This is a genomic window from Gracilibacillus salitolerans, assembly GCF_009650095.1.
GTDB classification, from domain to species: Bacteria; Bacillota; Bacilli; order Bacillales; family Amphibacillaceae; genus Gracilibacillus; species Gracilibacillus salitolerans.
This window is the reverse complement of the sequence record NZ_CP045915.1, coordinates 3,819,515-3,843,134: the sequence shown is the minus strand read 5'-3', so window position 1 is coordinate 3,843,134 and position 23,620 is coordinate 3,819,515. Positions and strand designations below refer to the sequence as shown.

Annotated in this window: 14 protein-coding genes, 1 pseudogene and 3 riboswitches; of the genes and pseudogenes, 10 read left to right on the top strand and 5 right to left on the bottom strand. The window is 40.0% G+C overall.

Going from position 1 to position 23,620, the window contains the following annotated elements; genetic code table 11:
* Positions 1-99 precede the first annotated feature (99 nt).
* From GI584_RS24310 to ssuE, 4 genes are all read right to left on the bottom strand, one after another.
* The gene (locus tag GI584_RS24310) at positions 100-3,021 is read right to left on the bottom strand and encodes a rhamnogalacturonan lyase family protein (RefSeq protein WP_153793011.1); all 2,922 of its coding nucleotides are present in this window, start codon (positions 3,019-3,021) and stop codon (positions 100-102) included.
* Positions 3,022-3,566: 545 nt separating this feature from the next.
* Positions 3,567-4,427, bottom strand: a complete 861-nt coding sequence (locus GI584_RS18360; RefSeq protein WP_153792126.1) for a hypothetical protein — start codon at positions 4,425-4,427, stop codon at positions 3,567-3,569.
* Positions 4,417-4,920, bottom strand: a complete 504-nt coding sequence (locus tag GI584_RS18355) for an RNA polymerase sigma factor (protein WP_100359337.1) — start codon at positions 4,918-4,920, stop codon at positions 4,417-4,419. Before GI584_RS18355 ends, GI584_RS18360 begins: the two co-directional genes overlap by 11 nt.
* A 321-nt stretch (positions 4,921-5,241) precedes the next feature.
* The gene (gene ssuE, locus GI584_RS18350) at positions 5,242-5,787 is read right to left on the bottom strand and encodes an NADPH-dependent FMN reductase (protein ID WP_153792125.1); all 546 of its coding nucleotides are present in this window, start codon (positions 5,785-5,787) and stop codon (positions 5,242-5,244) included.
* Positions 5,788-5,885: 98 nt separating this feature from the next.
* Positions 5,886-5,991: riboswitch (SAM riboswitch) on the bottom strand.
* A gap of 148 nt (positions 5,992-6,139) precedes the next feature.
* Positions 6,140-6,252, top strand: a riboswitch (SAM riboswitch).
* 63 nt (positions 6,253-6,315) lie between these two features.
* Here ssuE and GI584_RS18345 point away from each other — a divergent pair.
* The 7 genes from GI584_RS18345 (at position 6,316) to GI584_RS18315 (ending at position 14,443) form a co-directional block, all read left to right on the top strand.
* A complete protein-coding gene (locus tag GI584_RS18345; RefSeq protein ID WP_100359339.1) occupies positions 6,316-7,455 on the top strand; it encodes an acyl-CoA dehydrogenase family protein in 1,140 nt (379 codons plus the stop codon).
* Positions 7,456-7,542: 87 nt separating this feature from the next.
* Positions 7,543-7,648: riboswitch (SAM riboswitch) on the top strand.
* Between the two features lie 90 nt (positions 7,649-7,738).
* The gene (locus GI584_RS18340; protein ID WP_153792124.1) at positions 7,739-9,115 is read left to right on the top strand and encodes an LLM class flavin-dependent oxidoreductase; all 1,377 of its coding nucleotides are present in this window, start codon (positions 7,739-7,741) and stop codon (positions 9,113-9,115) included.
* A gap of 6 nt (positions 9,116-9,121) precedes the next feature.
* Positions 9,122-10,132, top strand: a complete 1,011-nt coding sequence (locus tag GI584_RS18335) for a methionine ABC transporter ATP-binding protein (protein WP_100359341.1) — start codon at positions 9,122-9,124, stop codon at positions 10,130-10,132.
* Entirely contained in the window at positions 10,125-10,784 is a 660-nt protein-coding gene (locus GI584_RS18330; protein ID WP_153792123.1) for a methionine ABC transporter permease, read from the top strand. The genes GI584_RS18335 and GI584_RS18330 overlap by 8 nt, the downstream gene beginning before the upstream one ends.
* Before the next feature lie 13 nt (positions 10,785-10,797).
* A complete protein-coding gene (locus GI584_RS18325) occupies positions 10,798-11,607 on the top strand; it encodes a MetQ/NlpA family ABC transporter substrate-binding protein (RefSeq protein WP_100359343.1) in 810 nt (269 codons plus the stop codon).
* Positions 11,607-13,046, top strand: coding sequence for a CoA-acylating methylmalonate-semialdehyde dehydrogenase (locus GI584_RS18320; RefSeq protein WP_153792122.1), 1,440 nt, complete (start codon positions 11,607-11,609; stop codon positions 13,044-13,046). The genes GI584_RS18325 and GI584_RS18320 overlap by 1 nt, the downstream gene beginning before the upstream one ends.
* 113 nt (positions 13,047-13,159) lie before the next feature.
* Entirely contained in the window at positions 13,160-14,443 is a 1,284-nt protein-coding gene (locus GI584_RS18315; RefSeq protein WP_153792121.1) for a purine/pyrimidine permease, read from the top strand.
* A gap of 26 nt (positions 14,444-14,469) precedes the next feature.
* Here GI584_RS18315 and GI584_RS18310 read toward each other — a convergent pair whose 3' ends face one another.
* Positions 14,470-14,703: a polysaccharide deacetylase family protein gene (locus GI584_RS18310; protein ID WP_194842037.1), complete on the bottom strand. Its 234-nt coding sequence runs from the start codon at positions 14,701-14,703 to the stop codon at positions 14,470-14,472.
* A gap of 294 nt (positions 14,704-14,997) precedes the next feature.
* Here GI584_RS18310 and gloA2 point away from each other — a divergent pair.
* The 3 genes and pseudogenes from gloA2 (at position 14,998) to GI584_RS18295 (ending at position 23,570) form a co-directional block, all read left to right on the top strand.
* A pseudogene (gene gloA2 / locus GI584_RS18305) lies at positions 14,998-15,381 on the top strand (SMU1112c/YaeR family gloxylase I-like metalloprotein).
* 818 nt (positions 15,382-16,199) lie between these two features.
* Positions 16,200-17,174, top strand: a complete 975-nt coding sequence (locus tag GI584_RS18300; RefSeq protein ID WP_153792120.1) for an NAD(P)H-quinone oxidoreductase — start codon at positions 16,200-16,202, stop codon at positions 17,172-17,174.
* Positions 17,175-17,690: 516 nt separating this feature from the next.
* Positions 17,691-23,570, top strand: a complete 5,880-nt coding sequence (locus tag GI584_RS18295) for a pullulanase (protein WP_228552271.1) — start codon at positions 17,691-17,693, stop codon at positions 23,568-23,570.
* Positions 23,571-23,620: the final 50 nt, after the last annotated feature.

Below are 23,620 nucleotides of genomic sequence, written 5' to 3'. Positions count from 1 at the left end.
CTCCTCTGTATATCATCACAGTTATAATGTGTTGTAATATCGCTGGAAATATACATTGAAAAAAGGCGAGAGTGTTCACTCTCGCCTTGTTACTGATTTTTACTTATTCTTTTCTTGTCCAAACAATTCATCGCCAGTTTCAATAACAGGTCGCGGAGGTTCCTCCATGTCATAACCCAGGAAAAAACCAGTATGTGGTGGCTGGTTATAGGCGACATTTTGCCATGCAATCGAGAGACGATAGACTGGATCGTGCATTAGCGTATGAATTTTTTCTTCCGTCAGATCAGTAGTCGTGTACAGACGTAATTCTTCGCTGTCAGCTGATGGCCAGATCACTTCCTCACGCCAGTCACCAACTAAATCTGCTTGTAAAGATGGGTTACCTTTCGTCCAGTTACTAGTTCGGGTTCCTTCTGGAGTTAACAGGTTAACGAGCTCTTCCTTTTCATAATCCCATTTATCAATTCTGCCAACACCGTGTGGATCACTGTTTGAATCAAAAGTATGATCAAGCAATTCACGGCCAAGGTCGCCATCCCACCAGATAGCATGGTTAACAGAACGTGGAGTGTTTTGAGAAATCAGTTCCCCGTCTGCTGCGTGAAGACCATTCCCGGTACTGCCGTCCCAAGCACCAGATGCCCAGAATTCAGCACCATCATAGCGTGGATCAATATCTGCAGCTAGTCCTCGACCTACATCTGCATTAAGATCTATACCAAACAATTTTTCACCAGTCGCAGCATCGCGAATACCGTAACCAATTGGAATTGATCTATCTTCGTGAACCTGGAAAATTTCAAGACCCGGACGGTTTGGATTTAAATCACTAACGTGTTGTGCGTCACCATGTCCCCAGCCGGTTGTATGAAGTCCGGTACCATCATCATCTATAACTGCTGCACCGTAGATGATTTCGTCTTTGCCGTCTTGATCAACATCGGCTACTGATAGACTGTGATTTCCTTGTCCGGCATAGTCTTCATTCCCTTCTTCATCGCTATCAAATACCCATTCCTGAGTTAGTTCCCCATCACGCCAATTATAAGCAACAAGTACGGCGCGAGTGTAGTAACCACGTGCCATCACAATGCTTGGGCGTTCTCCATCAAGGTAGGCAACACCTGCAAGGAAGCGATCGGCACGGTTTCCATAGTTATCGCCCCAATCATTGAGATTACCACGAGCAGGACTGTAGTCAGTTGTTGTTAATTCTTTTCCTGTTTCACCTTCAAACACAGTGAGATATTCAGGGCCATCTAAAATAAAGCCACTGCCGTTTCGCCAATCAGCCTCTGGATTGCCGATTACATTACCTTCCCCATCAACGGTTCCGTCACCAGTTTTTAAAACAACCTCTGATTTCCCATTTCCATCAAAGTCGTAGACAAGAAATTGGGTATAATGAGCACCAGCTCGAATGTTGCGACCGAGATCTAAACGCCACATTTTTGTACCATCCAGTTTATAAGCATCGAGGTAGACGTTGCCAGTATAACCGGAATGGGAATTGTCTTTTGAATTGGACGGGTCCCATTTTAAAATAATTTCATATTCGCCGTCTCCATCAAGATCACCAACACTGGCATCATTTGCACTATACGTGTAGTCCACGCCATCTGGTGTTGTACCACCTTCTGGCTTATCTAGTGCGATACTTAAGTAATTTTCAGACCATACGCTAACTTCTTTCGTAACTTTATCACCACTGCCTTTTATAATTTTCACCTGATAGGTAGAATCTGCAGTTCCATCTTCATCAAAAAAGTTCGTGCTGTTTTCAATCGGTTTTTCGTTTGCTTTTTCACCATCACGGAACACATTGAATTTGACATCTTTCGGATCGGTGCCAAGCATCTTCCAGCCTACATACACACCGTCGTCCGACTCCACTGCCACTAATGCTCGATCCAGTTGCTCCATTTGGCGCTTTTGTACTTCGGTAACAGGAGATTCTGTGGTATTTGATGGATCTGAAATACCACCTTCATTAACTGTACGAACCTGATAATAGTAGGCATTATACGTTAAAATAGAATCATCGGTAAAGCTGGTATCTGATGTGGTGCCGATTTTTTCAAATTCGACAGCGCCCTCCGGATAATCCTCGGGGTTAAAATTAGCGCGATATACATAATACAGACTAGCATTATCGACGACGTTCCAGTTTAATGTAATGTTATCAAGCTCAGCATTACTTACGGTCAAATCACTTGGAGGTTGAGGTTTTTCCACATCCTCATTGATGATCGAAGCTAATACTTCGTTACTTTTTTCTGATTCGATACCAGATGAATGCACAAGTGTTACGGCATACGTATAACTGTAGCCTAATTCTACGGTCGTATCGGTATAGTTTGCTTCTGTTGTTTCATCCATTCTTTCGAAACCTTCGTCATTTTCACCTTTACGATAAATATTATAATGACTGGCATTCGGATCACTTTGCCATGACAAAGTTACCTCACTATCTGCTGAGTACGAAATGGAGTCAACTGCCAGACTGTCAATTTGTGTCATGGAAACAATTTCTAGGCCATTGATTCGTCCGTTTTCTCCGATATCAATCGTTAATTTTTCATCGGTAATCGTTACATCGGTTGTTAATTCAGCATATTCACCACCACTTGAGGTAATATTTCCATAATCCTCGCCATTGATAGCAAAACTTGAACGATTGAAGGCTATATCATCACCGGCAATAATACGTACGAAATACTCTCCGTTTGGTATGTCAAGTTCGAATGAATAATCGGAGTCAATTATAAAGTCACGGCGTAAGTCATCTGGGTTGCCGCGGTCACGATTATTGACAGCTTTACTTAAACCATAGCCTCTTTCCTCATCGTAAAGTAAGGTATTGCTTACTTGTGTGTAGCCATCAGCAACAGGACTATCTGCTGAACCGAAGTCAAATAAATAACCGTCATTTGTTTCTGCTTGAATAGAATTTGTTAGATTGGTTGGAAGAAGACTGACCACTAATGCAGTAATCAGAACAATGGAAATTTTCTTCATCAAAAGAAAAAACCTCCTATTTTTTTGGATTGTAATAGATTACTTTATGAGGGGTCTATGGTGTTAGAATGGGATTGAATGCGTATGTATCACCACCTTTATTCGATATTTAATAGGTTCTAATGTCGTAGGTCTAAATGATGATAACGCTTACATTTCTGTAAATGAAAAAGAAGTGCACAACTTTAATCAAGAATCCGGATTACTTGATTATGTTATAGATTAGAGAAGTATAATGAATTAGTCAAGATTATCTCTGTTTTTTAAACGAAAATATCTGATTTTTGATGCTTGTTGTGTGAAAAAGAAAAGGTCATCATGTACAGTAGAATGGAGTATAGTTCTATAGGACCAATGCGTTGAAAGTTTTTATGAAAGAAAAAAACAGGAATATTTATTGCCAGATAATTGTACTTAGAGTCTGTATAGGCATTATAGGATAATATTTTTGAATGAGTCGATACACAAACTCTGTCAATGGGTCAAGAGTTTGTAAAATTGCAATAATAAAACTCCAACATAAGCTTAAATGCTGGAGTTTTATATTACCGAATAGATTCGATTAATGGTTGAAGACGTGCCATTCCATCACTAGCTGCTGGAGCGTTTTCGTACTGAATAACGAGTACATTGTCTTCAATTTGATAAAGATAATAGCCTTGCTGCTCATTATTAGCATGCAGTGTTAATCCTGAATATGGATTATCGCCATCAGTTGGTTCCTTGATTTCACTTACAGTGTCGAACTCTTCGCTATATTGCGCTTGAAATTCTGTTGCAAGTTGTTCTATTTCTTCATTTTCTTCTACATATAATCGAATCGAGGCATATTTATCCTGATCGTCATGGTGTCTTACAGTATTTCCTTCGATAGCATACTTATTAAAATATTGATCAACCTTATATTCAATGCCATATGGTTCCATTAGATAATTATATAATGTTGTGTTTTCTTCCGTTCCCTCAATACGGATAGTTTGTGTTTCTTCGCCTACCCTATCAACTTTAAAGTCTGGTGGACTGACTTCTTCATCACTAGTTTCTTCCTCGCCTAGTGTCGTATTCCGATCATTATCATCTGAATCTTCCACACCTAATCCTTCCATATTGTTTGGTTCTTTTACATCTTCCTCAGCAGTACCAATCTCTTCATTCTGCTGATTGTCATCTGCAGGTAATGTGATTTGTTCTTTATTGATCATAGTGTAAACAAGTACCCCGCAAATCAAGATAGCTGCAGCTGTGGAAAACCAGATAAATGTTTGTTTTGCTTTCGATTTGGTCCGTTTTTTCTTTGCGTGTTTTTGAAGAGCCATTTTCATTGATTCTTTTTTTTGTGGATCTAACTGGGCATTTGTTTTCAACTCTTTTAGCTCCTTTATTAATTCGTCTTCGTTATGACTCATAATGAACCTCCTTCACTTGCAGTTTCAAAGCCTTCAAGGCACGATGAAATGTCACGCGAACCTTCGAATCAGTCCATTTTAAAATGCTTGCTGTCTCAGATACAGATAATTCCTCTATTCCACGAAGGATAACGACATCCTGGTAATCCTGCTTGAGTTTTGCAATTGATTTGTGCAGCTCCAGTTTTTTCTCGTTTAAAAGGTGTTTATCTTCCGGGGATATGTCAATTTTATTCTCATAGGTTTTAATCAGCTTGCGCCAGTCTTGTCGTTTTTGTTTTCTTGCTTCATCTATCGCTAAATTGCGAGCAATGGAAATTAACCATGTCTTGGGACTGGAATCTCCCTTGAAAGAATCATATCGATCGATTGCTTTAATGAATACCTCTTGTACCAGATCTTCTACATCTGATGTGGAGGTGTAGTATACCAAAAAACGATACACATCATCAGCATAGGCATCAAACCAATCGGTAATTAACTCACCATCCATTCCGTGACCTCCCTGTTTGTCTGTCTTTGGTTGTTCTTTACTTATTAGACGACGTTTATACGAAAACATTACACTTTTCGCGCAAAAAAAGAAAGGTCCTCAGGAAGAGAACCTTTCTTGCATTAATAAATACATTTCTGACCAAAGAAAAGCAGTGAAACTGGCGTAAGAGAGTGAGTAATAACTGTTTATGAAAGAAAAGAGGATAATAGCGTATCAAAATTGTTACTAGACAGTCTTTAATAGCAGTTACAAAAAGAACTCTGCAGGGAAACAACCATTAGAAATGATAATAGCAAATGTAATCCCTCTATCACCTATTTAAACGGTAGGTTGTGTTTGTTGTTCAAGGGTTGCGGTAAGTTGGGTAATCTGATTGTGCAGCCGTTGTTTGGTGTCGTAGTCAACGATTGGGTCATTTGCTTGTTGTTTGTCAATACATTTGTCAATGACATAAACGCCTTGCAGACTTTGTCCTTTTAATGTGGCGATTAATGGTTTTAACGAATATTCGATTGTTAATAGGTGTCCTGCACTGCCACCGGTCATAACTGGCAGTACCGGTGTATCCTGTAAAACGTCTGGCGGTAATAAGTCGAGTAATGTTTTTAAGACACCGGAATAGGCAGCTTTATAAACAGGTGAACCGATAACGACAGCTTTTGCGTTGCGGATAAGTGTAGTAACTTCCTGGATTTTTGGGTGGTCAAACTGTGCATGAAATAAGGCCTCAGTAGGTATATCCTGAATCGAAACATAGCTAGTTGTTAGTCCTTTTGCTTCGAATGTACGTGCAACATATTGTAAAGCTAAATCTGTTCTGGAACTGATTGACGGGCTTCCGGATAATAAAATAATTTCTGACATGGTGTAAAACCCCTTTTTCAATAATTTTATATGAGTACATTAAAAAACCCTCTTCTGAAAGATAGAAGAGGGTAGATATTCCTGAATTAAGTCCGCTCTTCTTATCTCTCAAGCATCAAGCTTGCTGGAATTGGCACAGTACTTTGACTCAAGTCTGTTGCCGAGGCTTCAAAGGGCCAGTCCCTCCACCTCTCTGGATAAGAAAACTTTTTCGTTTATGAAGTTAAATCACACTATACAGAATATAAAAATAGCTGTCAAGGGGGGGTTCTGAAAATTTAAACTTTTCCGAATATAGTCTTGACAAATATATCTAACTTGTGTAGATTTAATCTTAATTTCATATTTTCAATGCTTATCAAGAGTCAGGGGAGGAAACTGGTCCGTCGATCCTGCAGCAACCACTTGTTTTAATAAAAGTATGGTGCTATTTCCAGCAGACGTTATATGTCTGATAGATGAGACTACATTTACGGGTTATCCTGTTTTTCTCATCGAAAAGCAGGATTTTTTATTGGGGGGAATCAAGTGACACAGATAACCGAAACAAACTATCAACAAGAGGCGGAAAGATTAGCTGAAGTTTTCGCTGAAAGAGCGGAGATAGTAGATGCAGAAGCGGAATTTCCGTATGCCAACTTTGAGGATTTGAAAGAAAGTGGCTTTCTATCCTTAACCATTCCAAAAGAGTATGGTGGAAAAGGTCTAAATCTATATCAATTTTTGCAAATTCAGGAGACTCTGGCAAAAGGAGATGCACCTACCGCATTATCACTTGGCTGGCAATTAGGGGTGTTATTAGAACAAGCAGAGGATCGTAATTGGAGTGAAGCAAGCTTTGCTAAAGTGTGCCGGTTAGTAGTCGAGGAACAGGCATTATTAAATTTAGCACAAACTGAAAGAGCTACAGGCAGCCCGTCCCGTGGCGGTATTCCGACTACGGTTGCTGAAAAAGAAAAGGATGGGTGGCGAATTAATGGAGCCAAGTCATTTACTTCTATGGCTGTCGCCCTTGATTATTCGATTGTCACAGTTGATGTTAATCGAACTGGCAAAAAAGGCTATGTACTAATTGACCACGACTCACCTAATGTTCGAGTAGAGGAAACGTGGGACAGTATTTCCATGAAGGCGACGAAAAGTGATGATTTAATTTTAGACAATGTATGGATAGCAGAGGATGACCTATTATTTCAAGAGGATCCGAAGAAGCCTTTTCCTAAAGGGTGGTATTTACAAATTCCTGCTGTGTATTTAGGAGTAGCTGCAGCTGCAAGGGATTATGCGATCCATTTCGCCTCCACTTTCCAGCCCAATACGTTGCCTGGTCCGATTAAGGAAGTACCGGAAGTTCGTAGAAAAATAGGGGAAATCGAATTAGAATTGTTTAAAGCACGGGAAGTGTTATATGCAGTTGCGAAACAATGGGTGGAACGACCAGATAACCGAGCCGAGCTTGGACCGTCTTTACAAGCAGCTAAACATATTGCCACTAATAGTGCGAACAGCGTCGTGGACTTGGCGATGAGAATTGTGGGAGCAAGGAGCTTGTCGGCTAAAAATCCGTTGCAACGCCATTATCGTGATGTCCGTGCCGGATTACATAATCCGCCGACAGATGATGCTATTGTCTATAATTTGGCAAAAAGTGTATTGGATAAAAGTTAGGACTTTTTAACAAAAAAGTAAAAATGTGATTGACAAATGTCGACAATAACGTTACATTGTTAACTATAATTTTATAGCAAACTCGTTTTCTTATCGCGAGAGGTGGAGGGACTGGCCCTTTGAAGCCTCGGCAACAGACTTGAGTCAAAGTACTGTGCCAATTCCAGCAAGCTTGATGCTTGAAAGATAAGAAAAGAATAGGACTGTTAAGTTAAAAGCCTCTTCTTTTCTTAGAAGAGGCTTTTTTTAATTATTAAAGAAAGTTTTTCAAGGGGGAAATAACATGGGAAAACAAATCATTCTAAACGCATTTGATATGAATAGTGCCATGCATAATTCGCATGGTTTATGGAAGCATCCCGAAAACCAAAGGCACCGTAAGTATAAGGATCTCAATTACTGGATCGAACTAGCAAAATTATTAGAGCGTGGCAAATTTGATGCCATATTTTTCGCAGATGTATTAGGGATATATGATGTCTACCAAAAAAACAAAGCACCATCGATAAGAGATGGTTTGCAAGTACCACTAAATGATCCTGCCTTACTAGTTTCTGCGATGGCAAGTGTGACAGAACATCTATCGTTTGCTGTGACGGTAAGTACAACATATGAAGCACCTTTTGGTAATGCGAGACGTTTTTCTACATTGGACCATCTAACCAAAGGCAGAGTTGCTTGGAATGTTGTTACTTCTTATTTACCAAATGCAGCTCGGAATTTCGGTTTGGAAGACATGATCAAGCATGATGAACGTTACGATATTGCTGATGAATATTTGGATGTATCCTACAAATTATGGGAACAAAGCTGGGAAGAAGATGCGGTTACTGAGGATGTCGAGAAGAAATTATTGGTTGACCCGGAGAAAGTTCACGAAATTAATCATCAAGGGCATTATTTCAAAGTAGAAGGTCCTCATTTAAGTGAACCATCTCTACAACGGACACCTGTTATTTATCAAGCAGGTACATCAGATAAAGGACGCGAATTTGCTGCTAAGCATGCGGAATGTATTTTTGTTGGAGGTCCAACACCGGAAAGGATTCGCTATTATGCCGATGATATTCGCGAAAGAGCCAAAAAACATGGCCGTAATCCTGAACATGTCAAAATCATTTCCTTTTTAAATGTGATTGTAGCGGAAACAACGGAAGAAGCGGAAGCGAAATTCGAGGCGTATAACCAAGAGTGGAGTGCAGATGCCGCCAAGGCACAATATGGCGCAAGCGGTTATGATATTGCTGAATATGAGGACGTAGATCCAGATCAGCCTTTTAGTTACAAGAAAAAAACAGAAGGTGGTCATTATAAAGCTGCTACGCTAACGAAAGATGCACCGAAACAATTGACCGTTGGAGAGGTATTAGATCGATTCGAGTCGATTGACCGCAATAGTTATATCATTGGTAACCCGAAAGAAGTAGCAGATGAGATTCAGTTTCAGTTTGAGGAATCAGGCGTTGATGGATTTAATTTAACTCATTTAGTTACACCAGGGGACTTAGAGGCATTTGTTGACCTGGTCATCCCGGAGCTTCAGGAAAGAGGCCTATATAAGAAGGATTATCGGGAAGGAACATTACGAGAAAAATTATTTCCTCAAGGTAATGCGACATTACCAGAAGATCATCCTGGAAGTAAATTCAGAAGGAAGTGATTGTAATTGATTGTCTTAGATCAAGTGACGAAGGAGTTTAAGAGCAAAAAGAGGAAAATCATTGGTGTCGACAATGTCTCGCTTACGATTGAGCAAGGTGAAATATACGGTATTGTCGGCTATAGTGGAGCCGGCAAAAGTACGCTGCTTCGTTGTATGAATATATTAGAGCGCCCAACATCAGGCAAGGTATTCGTTAATGGTCTGGACTTAATGACATTATCTGGATCGGAATTACGAAGCGCGAGGCAATCAATTGGCATGATATTTCAAGGGTTTTACCTTGTGTCATCTAAAACGGTTTATGAAAATGTTGCTTTTGCGTTAAAAGCAGCAGGTGTTCCAAATCATAAGATTAAACCGAGAGTAACACGCTTGTTAGAACTGGTCGGGTTGTCTGATCGCGCCGGACAGTATCCAGCACAATTAAGTGGGGGACAAAAACAACGTGTCAGTATCGCACGCGCTTTGGCGAATAACCCGAAAGTGTTGTTATGTGATGAAGCAACCTCAGCTCTTGATCCAAACACAACCAAATCTATTTTAGCTTTATTAAAGAAAATCAATCATGAATTAGGTTTGACGATTGTGATTATTACCCATGAAATGGAAGTGGTTAAGGAAATTTGTCACCGTTGTGCAGTGATGCAGGATGGGCGGGTGATTGAGCAAGGAGCAACATATGATATTTTTTCTAACCCGAAGGAAGCCTTAACCCGAAAATTCATCGAAACCGTACTAGATTTTCAGCTTCCTGAACAATTACTCGATAGTATAGATGGAAAATTAATAAGACTGCACTTTTGGGGCGATTTGGCAGCCGATGCGATTGTATCTGATATGCTGCAGAACTTTGAAGTGAGAGGTAATATTTTGCATGGGAAGGTCGAATATATTCGTGATGAACCACTTGGGATCTTTGTAATGGAAATTAAAGGTGATGAAAAGGTAACACAAGATGCCATTGATTACCTGAAGAAACGAGTCAGCAAAGTAGAGGTGATCAAAAATGGATAGCATTATCGAGCTGATTCCGGAATTAAATGTAGCCTTTTTTCAAACATTGCTTATGGTTGGCATTGCTCTATTGATTGCGATAGTGATTGGCTTACCGTTGGGCATAGTTTTATATATTACAGATAAAGGGTTGTTTTTGGAGAATAAATGGGTGAAAGGAATAGTCGGTGTCATCATTAATTTAATTCGATCGATTCCATTTATCATCCTATTAGTTTTCTTATTACCTTTTACGGATTGGATTGTAGGCAAAACGATTGGCCCGCTGGCAGCCTCCGTTTCCTTATCGGTAGCGGCGATACCTTTCTACGCGAGAATTGTAGAGTCGGCTGCACGAGAGATTGATAGAGGTGTCATTGAGGCAGCGGTAGCAGTAGGTGCTTCCCCTTGGATGATTATCAGAAGCATTATTTTCCCAGAAGCAAAGCCTGGTTTTATTAGTGGGTTAACGATTACGGCAATTAGTTTAATTGGTTATTCAGCGATGGCAGGAACAATTGGTGGTGGCGGTATCGGAGACTTGGCGATTCGATATGGTTATTACCGCTATGATGATACCGTAATGTTTACCACGGTCATTTTGTTAATTGTATTAGTGCAGTTTATTCAATATTTTGGTGACTTTTTAGCGAAAGCTGTCAATAAAAGATAGGGAGAATGATAGAATGAAAAAATTAATCTTATTATTAGTAGTTATTAGTTTCTTAGCAGCATGTGGATCAGATGGTGGAAATGCATCAGGAGAGAAAAAGGAATTAGTTTTAGGTGGAACCATTCCATACAGTGATATGTTAGAAGAGGGAATTAAACCGTATTTAGAAGAAAAAGGTTATACCGTGACAATTGAAGAGTTTAATGATTACGTACAACCAAATCAAGCCTTGGATAATGGTTCTCTGGACGCGAATCTATTTCAGCATCTCGTCTACATGGAGGCATTTGCGGAAGAGAATAATATGGAATTATCGAGTGTGATTACGGTGCCAACCGCACCAATCGGGATTTATTCCAATAGTTATGATTCATTAGAGGATATTGAAGAAGGAAGTACAGTAGCAGTTGCTAATGACCCAACTAATTTAGCGCGAGGGCTAACTGTTTTACGAGACAATGGTCTAATTGAGTTTTCTGATGATGCGGATCCATTAAAAGCATCTGAAAAAGATATTACAAGTAATCCATTGAATTTACAATTTGAGCCGGTAGAAGCAGCACAATTACCGAGAACATTAGATTCTGTTGATGTAGCAGCGATTAACGGGAACTTTGCTATCTCTGCAGGGATTGATTTAACGACAGCCCTTGCACGCGATGAATTACCGGAAAATATCATTAATCGTGTCGTTGTCAAAACGGAAAATATCGAAGAACAATATGTAGCAGATATTAAAGAAGCGGTTGAGTCCGACCATTTTAAAGAAGTGATTGAAGAACAGTTTCAAGGGTTCCATCGCCCGGATTGGATGAGTGAGTAGTGGTACAGAAGTTAAAAAACTTTATTAATGGAAAATGGGTATCGGGCTCCTCTGATCATTTTCAAGAGGTACCGAACCCGGCAACAAAAGAGATTTTAGCACAAGTTCCGATTTCAACTAAATTGGATGTGGATCAAGCTGTGTCAGTGGCACGTAAAACATTCAGTTCTTGGAGACGTACCCCTGTTCCGAAACGAGCTCGTATTTTATTTCGTTATCAGCAACTACTCGTCGAGCATCAAGAGGAGTTGGCGCAAATTGTTACAGAGGAAAACGGAAAAAATCTGAAGGAAGCACGCGGTGAAGTGTTACGGGGTATCGAATGTGTTGAATTCGCAACGGGTGCTCCGAGCTTGTTGAAAGGGGAAACCTTATCAACGATTGCAACAGATCTTGATTCAGAACTATTCCGATATCCTGTTGGTGTTGTTGGTGGAATTACCCCTTTCAACTTTCCAATGATGGTGCCATGCTGGATGTTCCCACTTGCGATAGCTTGTGGTAATACCTTTGTATTAAAGCCTTCCGAAAAAACGCCATTATTGGCAGTGAGACTTGCAGAATTATTACAAGAATCGGGGCTTCCTGCTGGTGTGTTTAATATCGTACATGGATCAGAGGATGTGGTAAACGGATTGCTGGAACATGAAGAGGTCGATGCGATCTCCTTCGTTGGTTCTCAACCAGTTGCTGAATATATCTATCAAACTGCAGCGAAATTTGGAAAAAGAGTACAAGCATTAGCAGGGGCCAAAAATCATTCGATTGTATTGGCAGATGCTGATTTAGATGCTGCGGTGGAACAAATTAAAAATGCAGCATTTGGTTCGGCGGGAGAGCGTTGTATGGCATGCTCGGTCGTTGTCGCAGTGGATGAGATTGCTGATCTGTTAGCCGAAAAATTAGTCGCAGCTTCTCGTCATGTGACAATTGGAAATGGTTTGGATGAACAGGTTTTCTTAGGACCCGTTATTCGAGAACAGCAGAAAGAGCGAACTGTCCGTTATATAGAGAAAGGGGTTCAAGAAGGTGCGGAACTGTTATTAGATGGACGAGAGCGTGAGCAAAGGCGTGGCTATTTTATAGGTCCAACCGTCTTCGATCATGTTGACACAGCAATGACGATATGGGAAGATGAGATCTTTGCCCCGGTGTTGTCCATTGTCCGAGCTAAAGATGTAACAGAAGCCATTGCCATTTCAAATGAGTCTCCTTTTGCTAATGGAGCCTGTTTGTTTACTAATGATGCTCGCAGTATTCGCGAATTTCGCGAGACAATTGATGCAGGTATGCTCGGTGTTAATATAGGTGTTCCTGCTCCAATGGCATTTTTCCCTTTTTCCGGGAATAAGCAATCATTTTATGGTGACCTCCATGTGAACGGCAAAGATGGTGTCGCATTTTATACGAAGCAAAAAATGATTACATCTCGATTTTAATTAGATAAATACTCGATATCAGCAACTTTTGGTGGTATCGGGTATTTTTGTTAATTATCCCATAGCGTGATATGATACGTTAAGTGAAAATGGATAGAGTAGGAGCGTTCATATTGGATACACAAAAGATAGTTAAAACGTCGATGGAAACCATCCAGTGGTTTATATTTCTGCTGGCCAGTTCTGTTGCTTTACCGATTGTAATAGGCGGTATTTTTGATATGAGCTTTGCTGAAATAGCAGGGTTAATGCAGCGGACTTTTTTTGTAGTAGGGCTGGCTTCTTTTCTGCAAAGTATCATTGGACACAGAATGCCTATTATGGAAGGCCCTGCCGGGATTTGGATCAGTATTTTTTCGGTGATGGCCGCTACAGGCTTACAAAATGGTACATCACTTGATGAAACACTGCAGTTATTGCAAACAACGATGATATGTACGGGTGTCTTTTTATTTATTTTCGGTATCTTTAAAATTTCACAATTTATATTACCAATATTTACACCACTCGTGACAGGAACTTTCTTCTTTCTGTTGACCGTACAGTTGAGCGGCACTTTTTTGAAAGGAATGCTCGGCCTCCAAGGTGAATCAAGCAATATTCAAGTCAAGGAAGCATTGATTGCATCTTTTATATTTTTAGTGGTATTGGGTTTATCATTTTTTGGCAGGGGATGGATGAGAAGTTATTCGATGTTCATTGGCATTTTGATTGGTTGGCTTATTTTTATTTTGGTCGAAGGGGAAGCGCCTGTTGTCGATGATGTGAAGGTGTTTGCACTACCGGAAGTGTTTGCTTTTGGTATGCCAAGCTTTAATGTCAGTGTGATTCCGATTGCATTGTTGACCGCAGTGATATTAATTTCGAATTTGATCGCATCTGTAGTCGCGGTTGATCAAGTTCTAGGACATGAAGGGAAGGAACGACATAAAGAAATTAATCACGGGACATCGGTTTTTGGCATTAATCATGGTTTAGCAGGGGTCTTTTCTTCCATTGCAAATGTACCATTGTCCACTTCTGCAGGATTTATCGGACTTACCGGTCAAAAGCGAAAGTCGCCATTTATCTATGCATCCTTTTTGTTAATGGTAGTCGGCTTTTTCCCGCCCATTGTTTCATTTATCTCGGCAATTCCGGCACCAATTGCAAATGCGGCATTAATGGCATCCTTTGTGCAACTTGTTGGTCTGGCGATTCGAAATGTCACGATCCAGCCATTGGACAACAGACGAATGACTATCTTGGGAATTGCTTATCTGATCGGGATGGGGACAATGTTTCTTCCATCAGAAGTGTTCTCCGAACTGCCACTAATTATCCAAAACATTATGAGCAACGGTCTCCTGGTAGGCACTGCACTTGTTATCATCCTCGAACAATTATGGCGAGAGTAAGAGATAGGGGGGGGGGACCGCACCCCTCAATTCTCTGACAATCCGATTTTTTCGTTGAAGACTTGCATCTTTTCATTTGGGGAGATTTCTATTCTTGGGATTTGGTAGATGTCTATACCCGGTCGAACGGTTTCTGGGGTGACAGTGACTGCCATGTTAAAACCTAGATCTTTGAATAGTTGAATGTTGTCTTCGTCAAATGCTTGTGTGCTCCAGTCGAGGTTGACAAGAAAGAAGATATAAATAATGACTTGCTTCATTGTTATCACATCCATATATTGTGTTATATATAGAACGAACTATAAGTAACAAGATACTTACATTCTTTAAAAAGAACTAAATAAAGTATAAACGATAACTCTACCATTCAAAAATAGCAAATACATTCTTTTTAAAGAAAAAAAGTCATATGTGTTCTTTAAAAAAGAATATAGTGTTCGTTTGCTTATAATTCCATCCTTTTTTTACCAGATGGGATGCTATCTCTGTTCTTCTGAGGGGCTTTTTGTGTAAAATAAGGGTGGATGACTCATTTAATAAGGGAGAGTGTAGGGATGTTTGCAGGTGTTCATCATATTGCAGTAATCTGTTCTGATTATCAGGTGTCGAAAGATTTCTATGTTAATAAGTTAGGACTGTCCGTAATGAAAGAGGTATATCGTGAAGAACGGAATTCTTATAAATTGGATTTGGCTTTACATGATCGGTATGTCTTAGAGCTCTTTTCCTTTCCGGATCCACCATAGCGTCCTAGTTATCCGGAGGCATGCGGATTAAGACATCTCGCCTTTTCAGTGGAGGATGTTGAACAGACCGCAGCAAATCTCGAAGAAAAAGGGATCCTGGTAGAAAAAATAAGAATAGATCCAATCACGAATAAGAGATTTACCTTTTTTCAAGATCCGGATCGATTACCGATAGAAATATATGAGGTATAATAAAAGTGTAACGATATCTCTTGAAACAGCATGATAAGGAGCGATAATATGAAGTTTCTTTCACGAATATTTCGTCGAAAAAATTGTGGTGTTTGTGGGAAGAGGCCTGTTAAACCAGGTTATTATTATGATGATAAGGATAAAAAAATCCCGGTTTGTTATAAATGTGTCCCTTATGCAGAACGAAGAGCATATAGAAAAGCGTAGAGTAAGCTGCTCTACGCTTTATTACTACAAATTGTAGTTGCTTAAACTTATACACATAATACATAAACTGCGAAGTAACTTTTGTGTTCCTTCCTCCCATTCTATTTGAGATGAGTGCTAGTCCGACGCTGCGGAAAAACACTCCCTTTCCGTGGGGAACGCTTCAGCCTCCTCGCGAGCAAAGAACGCTCACTGCGGGGTCTTCAGACTGTTCCTTTCCCACAGGAGTGTCGCATTTTTCCGCAGCTCAAAATAGTGTTCTGATAAAGTAACAGAAAATCCTAAGAATATAATTCATGAGTTCTATCCTCAAAATAATCAGTGCTACACTACCAGTGGAGGCAAGATACGCAGACTCCTACGGGACCAGCACGTGTCCGAAGACCCCGCAGACAAGCGTTCTTTGCTTGTTGAGGAGGCTGAGGCCGTGCCCGTGGAAAGCGAAGTATCTTGCCGGAACGTATCATAGCACTTACCTTTAATCAGAATGGAAAAGAGCAATTCTGATTTTTCATTAGTTCGTAGTATGTATCTACTTACGAATTAGAAGAATCTTTTTGCCTGTTTTTCTAAATGATATAATGATATCAAAAATGTTGAGGAGGATATAAATGAAAGGAATTATAGCGAAAGAACCTGGTGGGGCAGATCAATTAATCTATACAGAAATGCCTGAACCAAAATTAGAAGCTGGTGATTTATTAATTGAAGTGCATGCTACAGCTGTTAATCGCACGGATATTTTAAATCGAGAAGGCAAATTAGGCTATGTAAACAACCCAATTATCGGAGTGGAGGTAGCAGGTGTCGTTGTGGAGACTAACGGATACCAGGATTTTGAAAAAGGAGACCGTGTAATGGGGTTGGTGAATGGTGGTGCTTATGCTGAAAAAGTAGTTATGCCAGCAGATCGAGCGATGAAGATTCCTGATGCCTTAAGTTTTGAAGAAGCTGCTGCGATTCCGGAAGTATTTTTAACGGCATTTCAAACCTTATATTGGATCGGTAATTTGAAAAAGCAAGAAAAGGTTCTGATTCATGCAGGTGCAAGTGGAGTAGGAACTGCTGCCATTCAATTAGCAAAAGTGATGTCCAACGCCCAAGTAATTATAACGGCTGGTTCTGAAGAGAAATTGGACTATTGTCGCAAATTAGGTGCTGATACAGTGATTAATTACAAGGAACAGGATTTCGCTGAGGAAGTATTACAAGCGACTAACCAAAAGGGGGTCGATGTAATCCTTGATTTTGTAGGAGCAAGCTATTGGGAACAAAATTATAAGAGTATCGCACTCGATGGCAGATGGGTATTGATCGGCGTGCTAGGAGGTAGTACAGTACATCAGGTTCGTCTAATGGACTTAATGGCAAAGAGAATCCAATTAACAGGGACATTGCTAACACCAAGAAGTGACGAATATAAAGCAGATCTAAGCAAGGATTTTATTAGCAAGGCTATCCATTATTTTGAACAAGGAAAGATCCAACCAGTAGTCGACATTACTTTTCCAATAACTGAAGTAGCTGCGGCACATCAACATATGGAGGCTAACAAAAATATCGGTAAAATCATCTTGAAAGTCTAAGTTATTAGGACGAACTTTGGGACATAAGGGTGTCTCTTTAAATGTAGCTCCATATTGTGGAATAATACTTTTCGTTTTGAAATGCTTTGATTTTACTTGTGAATTTATAGATTAGTGAAGTGAATGACTGATAAATATTCGAAAGTGACTGATAACTAATTGATAATGACTGATAAATAGAAATTGTACTGAACTGAACAAGTAACATGAATTAAGTTATTCTGCCGCTAGACTTAAAATAAAATGACAAGAAAATGATATCGCCTATTCTATCCATGATACCAACAAAAAGTTCCGATGATCGGAACTTTTTTAGCTATTTATGTCCAAGTCGCGTCGTTTTCCTTAAAATATGGTTGCGTTTTCATTTTAATTATTGTATATTAAATCAAGAAAACGATTGCACTATCTTTATTAAAAATAGGTGCGATATTTTTTACAACAATAATGCAAACGATTTCATAAATTTGCGTAATTGTTGCATAGGTATTGCACAAAATAGGGAGGAATGATTTGTTGGTAAACAAAAGAACAAGGAAACCGTTCGTGCTTTTTATGGTGGTAGTAATGTTTCTCAGTTTATTTACTGGATTTACACCAATTCAGTCTGGCCAAGCAGAAGAATCAGGTTCAGACACCATAGAAGATGGACACTTACGAATTCATTATGATTATGCTGACTATGAGCTGGCGGATATTGGTGTCTGGTTATGGGGAGATGTAACAATCCCTTCTGATCAGGTGAGTGAATGGCCTGGTGGGACTTGGTTTGAAGATGGTGGAACAGATGACTATGGGGCATATGTAGACGTCGAGATCAAGGAAGAGGCAGAAAATATTAGTCTAGTGGTTAATAATCGAGCCGGTGAAAATCTGACAGACGATATTTCGATTGATGTTTTATCCGAGCAAATGAACGAGGTTTGGCTTACAACGAATGGGCAGGTGTATTATTACGAACCTGTCGAGTTAGATGAAAATGTCTTACGCGTGCATTTTACCACAGATGAAGAATCCTATGAACCTTGGGGAATATGGACCTGGGGGGACGTAATCGATCCACCGGAAACATGGCCGACCGATGCTCAGCCTTTTTCAGATCAACAAATGGGGCCGTATGGAGCATATGTAGATATTCCGCTGACAGAAGCCTCTGAATCTATTGGTTTTCTGCTTGTAAAAAGGGATGATTCAGGTGAGCAGACTACTGATATGAGCTTTGATGATCTGGACAATCATCGTCATATTTTCTTAAAAGAAGGTGTCGAAGAATATTTTACCAATCCTTATTATGTCTCGACAGAAGAGGTGGAAGAAGAACCGGAAGAGAACGAGGGCCAACATGATATCGAGGTAGAAGGTTCAGTAAATCGTGCCTTTACTTATAATGAACATGCGGTTCTTTCGGTAGATATTACGAATAACTCGGAAAAAGAAATCCGTTCCATTTATGCAGATACGACAGCTCTAGGTGGTGAAGAACGTCTTGCGATTTCACCAGAATTAAATGAAGTCACATTATCTGTTCGGCATGATGTCGAACCGGATGAAAAAACAATCCCGGTAACTGTAGTGGACGAAGATGGTGGTACTTATAAGACAGAGGTAACTGCTACTGTTAACGCAAGAGATGTTACAGAAAGTAATCTCGATTGGGATGAATCAGTTATCTACTTTATGTTGACGGATCGTTTCTATGATGGTAAAGAAGCAAATAATGATCCTTATGATTTAAATTATGACAGTTATGATAATGATCGTGGAACCTATCAAGGTGGCGATTTGAAAGGGGTCATGGATAAGTTAGATTACTTAGAGGAGTTAGGTGTGAACACGATTTGGATTACACCTATCGTTGAAAATGTTGGATACGATGTGAATTACAATGCTTCTGAAGGTTCCTATTTTGCTTACCATGGTTACTGGGCGAAAAATTTTGAAGAATTAAACCCTCGTCTTGGTACATTAGAAGAATTTCATGCGCTGATTGATGCAGCTGCTGAGCGTGATATGAAGATAATGGCTGATGTTGTATTAAATCATGCTGGTTATGGGTTAAAAGAATCGTTACCAAATGCGCCTCCAGGCTATCCAACTGATGAAGACCGTGCCCGTTTTGATGGTATGTTACGAGATAGTTCAGGTTCTGGCGATGAAGAAATGGAATTATCCGGTTTGCCGGATTTTAAAACAGAAGAACGAGAAATTCGTGAACAGCTTGTCGAATGGCAGAAGAATTGGGTCAATAAGTCTACGACAGCAAATGGAAATTCATTAGCCTATTATCGTGTCGATACGGTAAAACATGTGGACGGGACAACATGGCAGCATTTCCGTAATGAATTAACAAAGGAAAAGCCAGATTTCCAACTGATTGGGGAAGCGTGGGGAGCAGGCAAAAACGATGACCACGGTTACCTTCGTTCCGGAATGATGGATTCCCTATTGGATTTTGAATTCAAAGGAACTGCCGCCAATTTTGTGAACGGTAATCTGGAAAGTGCCAACGAAACACTTATAGCGAGAAATCAAACAATGGATAACACTGCGATGCTTGGTCAATTTCTAGGTAGTCATGATGAAGACGGCTTCTTATACAGTCTTGGAGGTGACGTTGGGAAGTTCAAGGTAGCTTCCTCTTTACAGATGACGGCAAAAGGACAACCAGTTATCTATTATGGAGAGGAATTAGGTCAATCCGGGGCGAATAATTGGCCGGAGTATGACAATAGATACAATCTAGATTGGGGTAGTGTGGACGGAAATAATATGTTAGCACACTATCAATCGATCGTATCTTTCCGTGCAGATCATTCTGACATTTTTGCGAAAGGATCTCGCCAGAAAGTAGCGGGTTCCGATCAAGAGCAATTCCTTTTATTTAAACGTACTTATCAAGATGATAATGTCTATGTTGGCTTAAATGTTGCGGAAGAATCCCAAAGCGTAACATTAAAAGTAGAGCAAGCATCGACAACCATAACAGACCATTATCAAGATAAAACATATCAAGCGACAGAAAACGATGCGGGTGAATTTGTTATTACGTTATATATTCCTGCCATGGTTGATGGTGGGACGATTTTGTTAACAGTCGACAATGGCATGATTCTTTCTGGCCAAGCAGGGGAGAAACCAAGCGAGCAGCCAGAAACAGGGGAAATACCTGAAGGACATTTACGTGTCCATTTCCCGGGAAATAACGAAAGTTTTGACGAATTAGGTTTATGGGTTTGGGAAGATGTAGCAACAAAATCTGAAGATGTTGGTGTATGGCCTAGCGCAGCTTCCTCTTTTGAAGAAACAAATCAAACAGAATATGGACGTTTTGTTGATGTGGAACTGACAGAGAATGCAGAACAAGTAGGTATGCTAATTAATCATACGAATGGTGACAATCTATCTGGTGATATTATGGTTGATATTCTTTCATCGGAAATGAATCAGGTTTGGATTACGGAAGATTATCAAGTTTATTATTATGTACCACTTGATAATCAAGGTGAAATCCGTGTAAATTTCTATCAGGAAGAAGGTTCCTATCATGATCTCGGTCTTTGGACGTGGGGGGACGTCGCTCAACCAACAGATAATTGGCCAGATGGTGCCCATTCATTATCGGATGATCGAATGGGGATGAAAGGGTCCTATGTAGATCTTCCATTAGTGGAAAAGCCGAGTCAAATCGGTTTCCTTTTCTTAAATAAAGAAACCGATTGGCAGACAGGAGATTTTACGTTTGCAGATTTTGCTGATCATAGCCAGATTTTTGTGCGAAATGATGACAATAAGGTTTATACAAATCCTTATTTTGTCAAAGCAGAAGGTTTAGTAAATGCAGAAGTATTATCTAATCAGAAAATTGAACTCAGCTTTACATCTGTGGCAGGATTATCTGAAGAAACGCTAGCAGAAGAATTAGCAGTTCGTGATAAAGAGGTTCAGGATGTAGGGGTGGAATCGATCAGTATTTTGGAAGATGATAACACCGTTACATTAAATGGTGATTTTGATCTAAAAAAAGCCCCTTTTACGATTACACATCAAAACAGAAGTGTGACTGCATCGATCGGCTGGCGCTTAAAGGATGAAATGTATGGCTATGAGGGTGAATTGGGATTAGAGGTTCATGATCCATCCAATGCAACGTTGAAAGTATGGTCACCAAGTGCTGATCAAGTATCGGTTGTCCTTTATGATAAAGATGATCCAAAGCAAGTCGTGAAAGATGCTATCGAGATGGTCCGTGGAGAAAAAGGTGTGTGGCAAGTAGATTTACATCAAGAAAACACAGAATTAGATAACTTAATAGGTTATTACTATCATTTTGCGATGGAACGAGATGGGGAGACAGTGTTAGCGTTAGATCCATATGCGAAATCAATGGCAGCCTGGGATAGCAGTGATCCAGAGAATCGTGTCGGTAAAGCAGCAATTGTAGACCCCGGCGCAATGGGACCGGAATTGGACTATGCTGATATTGAAGGATTTGAAAAAAGGGAAGATGTGATTATTTATGAAATTCATGTCCGTGACTTTACATCAGACCCAAGTATCGTTGAAGAACTAGAGTCTAAGTTTGGAACATTTGCTTCCTTTGTCGAAAAACTGGATTATATCGAGGATCTCGGTGTGACTCATATTCAACTCTTGCCTGTGATGAGTTATTATTTTTCCAATGAATTAGATAAAAATCAGCGTCTATTAGACTATTCTTCGGAAGATAATAACTATAACTGGGGATATGATCCGCACAGCTATTTCTCTTTATCTGGTATGTATTCAGAAGACCCAACGGATCCCGAAAAGAGAATAGAAGAGTTGAAGCTACTTATTGATGAGATTCATAGTCGTGGCATGGGTGTGATCTTAGATGTTGTCTATAACCACTCAGCACGAGTTAATATTTTTGAAGATTTAGAACCGAATTATTATCATTTTATGGATAAAGATGGTACACCACGTGAAAGCTTTGGTGGTGGACGTTTAGGTACAACACATAAAATGGCCCGACGAATATTAGTTGATTCCATTGCGTATTGGGTGGATGAATTTAAAGTAGATGGCTTCCGCTTTGATATGATGGGAGATCATGATGCAGAGAGTATTCAAATTGCCTATGATGAAGCCAAAGCACTCAACCCGAATATCCTTATGATTGGAGAAGGCTGGAGAACTTTTGCTGGAGACGAAAATTATCCAGATGTCCAACCGGCTGATCAAGATTGGATGCAGGATACAAATAGTGTGGCATCCTTCTCTGATGAATTCCGTAACGAATTGAAATCTGGTTTTGGAAATGAAGGGCAACCACGTTTTATTACTGGTGGGGCACGTAATATTCAGACGATTTTCAACAATGTGACAGCGAATCCTGGCAATTTTACAGCAGATGACCCAGGGGATGTTGTGCCATATATTGCAGCACATGATAATTTAACCTTACATGATGTCATTGCCCAATCGATCAAAAAGGATCCAAAAGATCATACTGCAGAGATTCATAAGCGTATTCGACTGGGGAATCTGATGGTATTGACGTCACAGGGCACACCTTTTATTCATGCTGGACAGGAATATGGCCGTACCAAACAGTTCCGACATGAAGATTATAAAGGGGAAGTAGCAGAGGCACCGAACAAATCAACGTTCTTAACAGATGAAAATGGGGAACCTTTTGAATACCCATATTTCATTCATGATTCTTATGATTCAACAGATGCAATTAATAAGTTTGAGTGGGAAAAGGTTACAAATCAGGAAGCATATCCAATTGAAACCACTACAGTTGCTTATACACAAGGTTTAATCGAACTGCGTCGTTCAACAGATGCATTCCGTCAAGCGACAATGGAAGAAGCGGATGACAACGTGTCACTGGTCGAAGTGCCTGAAATTGCGGAGGAAGACTTGGTGATTGGCTACCGTGCGAAGGATTCCAGTGGAAAAGAAACGTATTATGTTTTTGTTAATGCAGATGACCAAGAACGAAGTTTAACATTGGATGACGATCTTTCTGCAGGTGAAGTGATTGTAGATGGAGTTGAGGCAGGTACAACAGCGATTACGGATCCAGAAGGAGTATCTGTTAGTGGAAAAGGTATCGAGCTAGCTCCGTTAACATCTGCTGTGGTACGAATAGTGGATCAGGAAGAAGATCCAACAGAGCCGGATGAAGAAGAGCAATCTGATGATGGTAAAGATGAAGAAAAAGGAAACGGAAATCAATCACCTAAGATCCCTGGAAAGGCAGGAAACGAAATAGGAAAGAATGGAGATGAAGAGGAATCTGTATTACCACATACTGCTACTAGCACTTACAACTATCTACTATTCGGGCTCCTTCTCATTCTGAGCGCAATAGGCATCCTCATTTATAAACGCAAAAAACAATAATCAGACACGTAGGACAGGGTCAGTGTCCCACTTTTACGAAGTGGGGTATA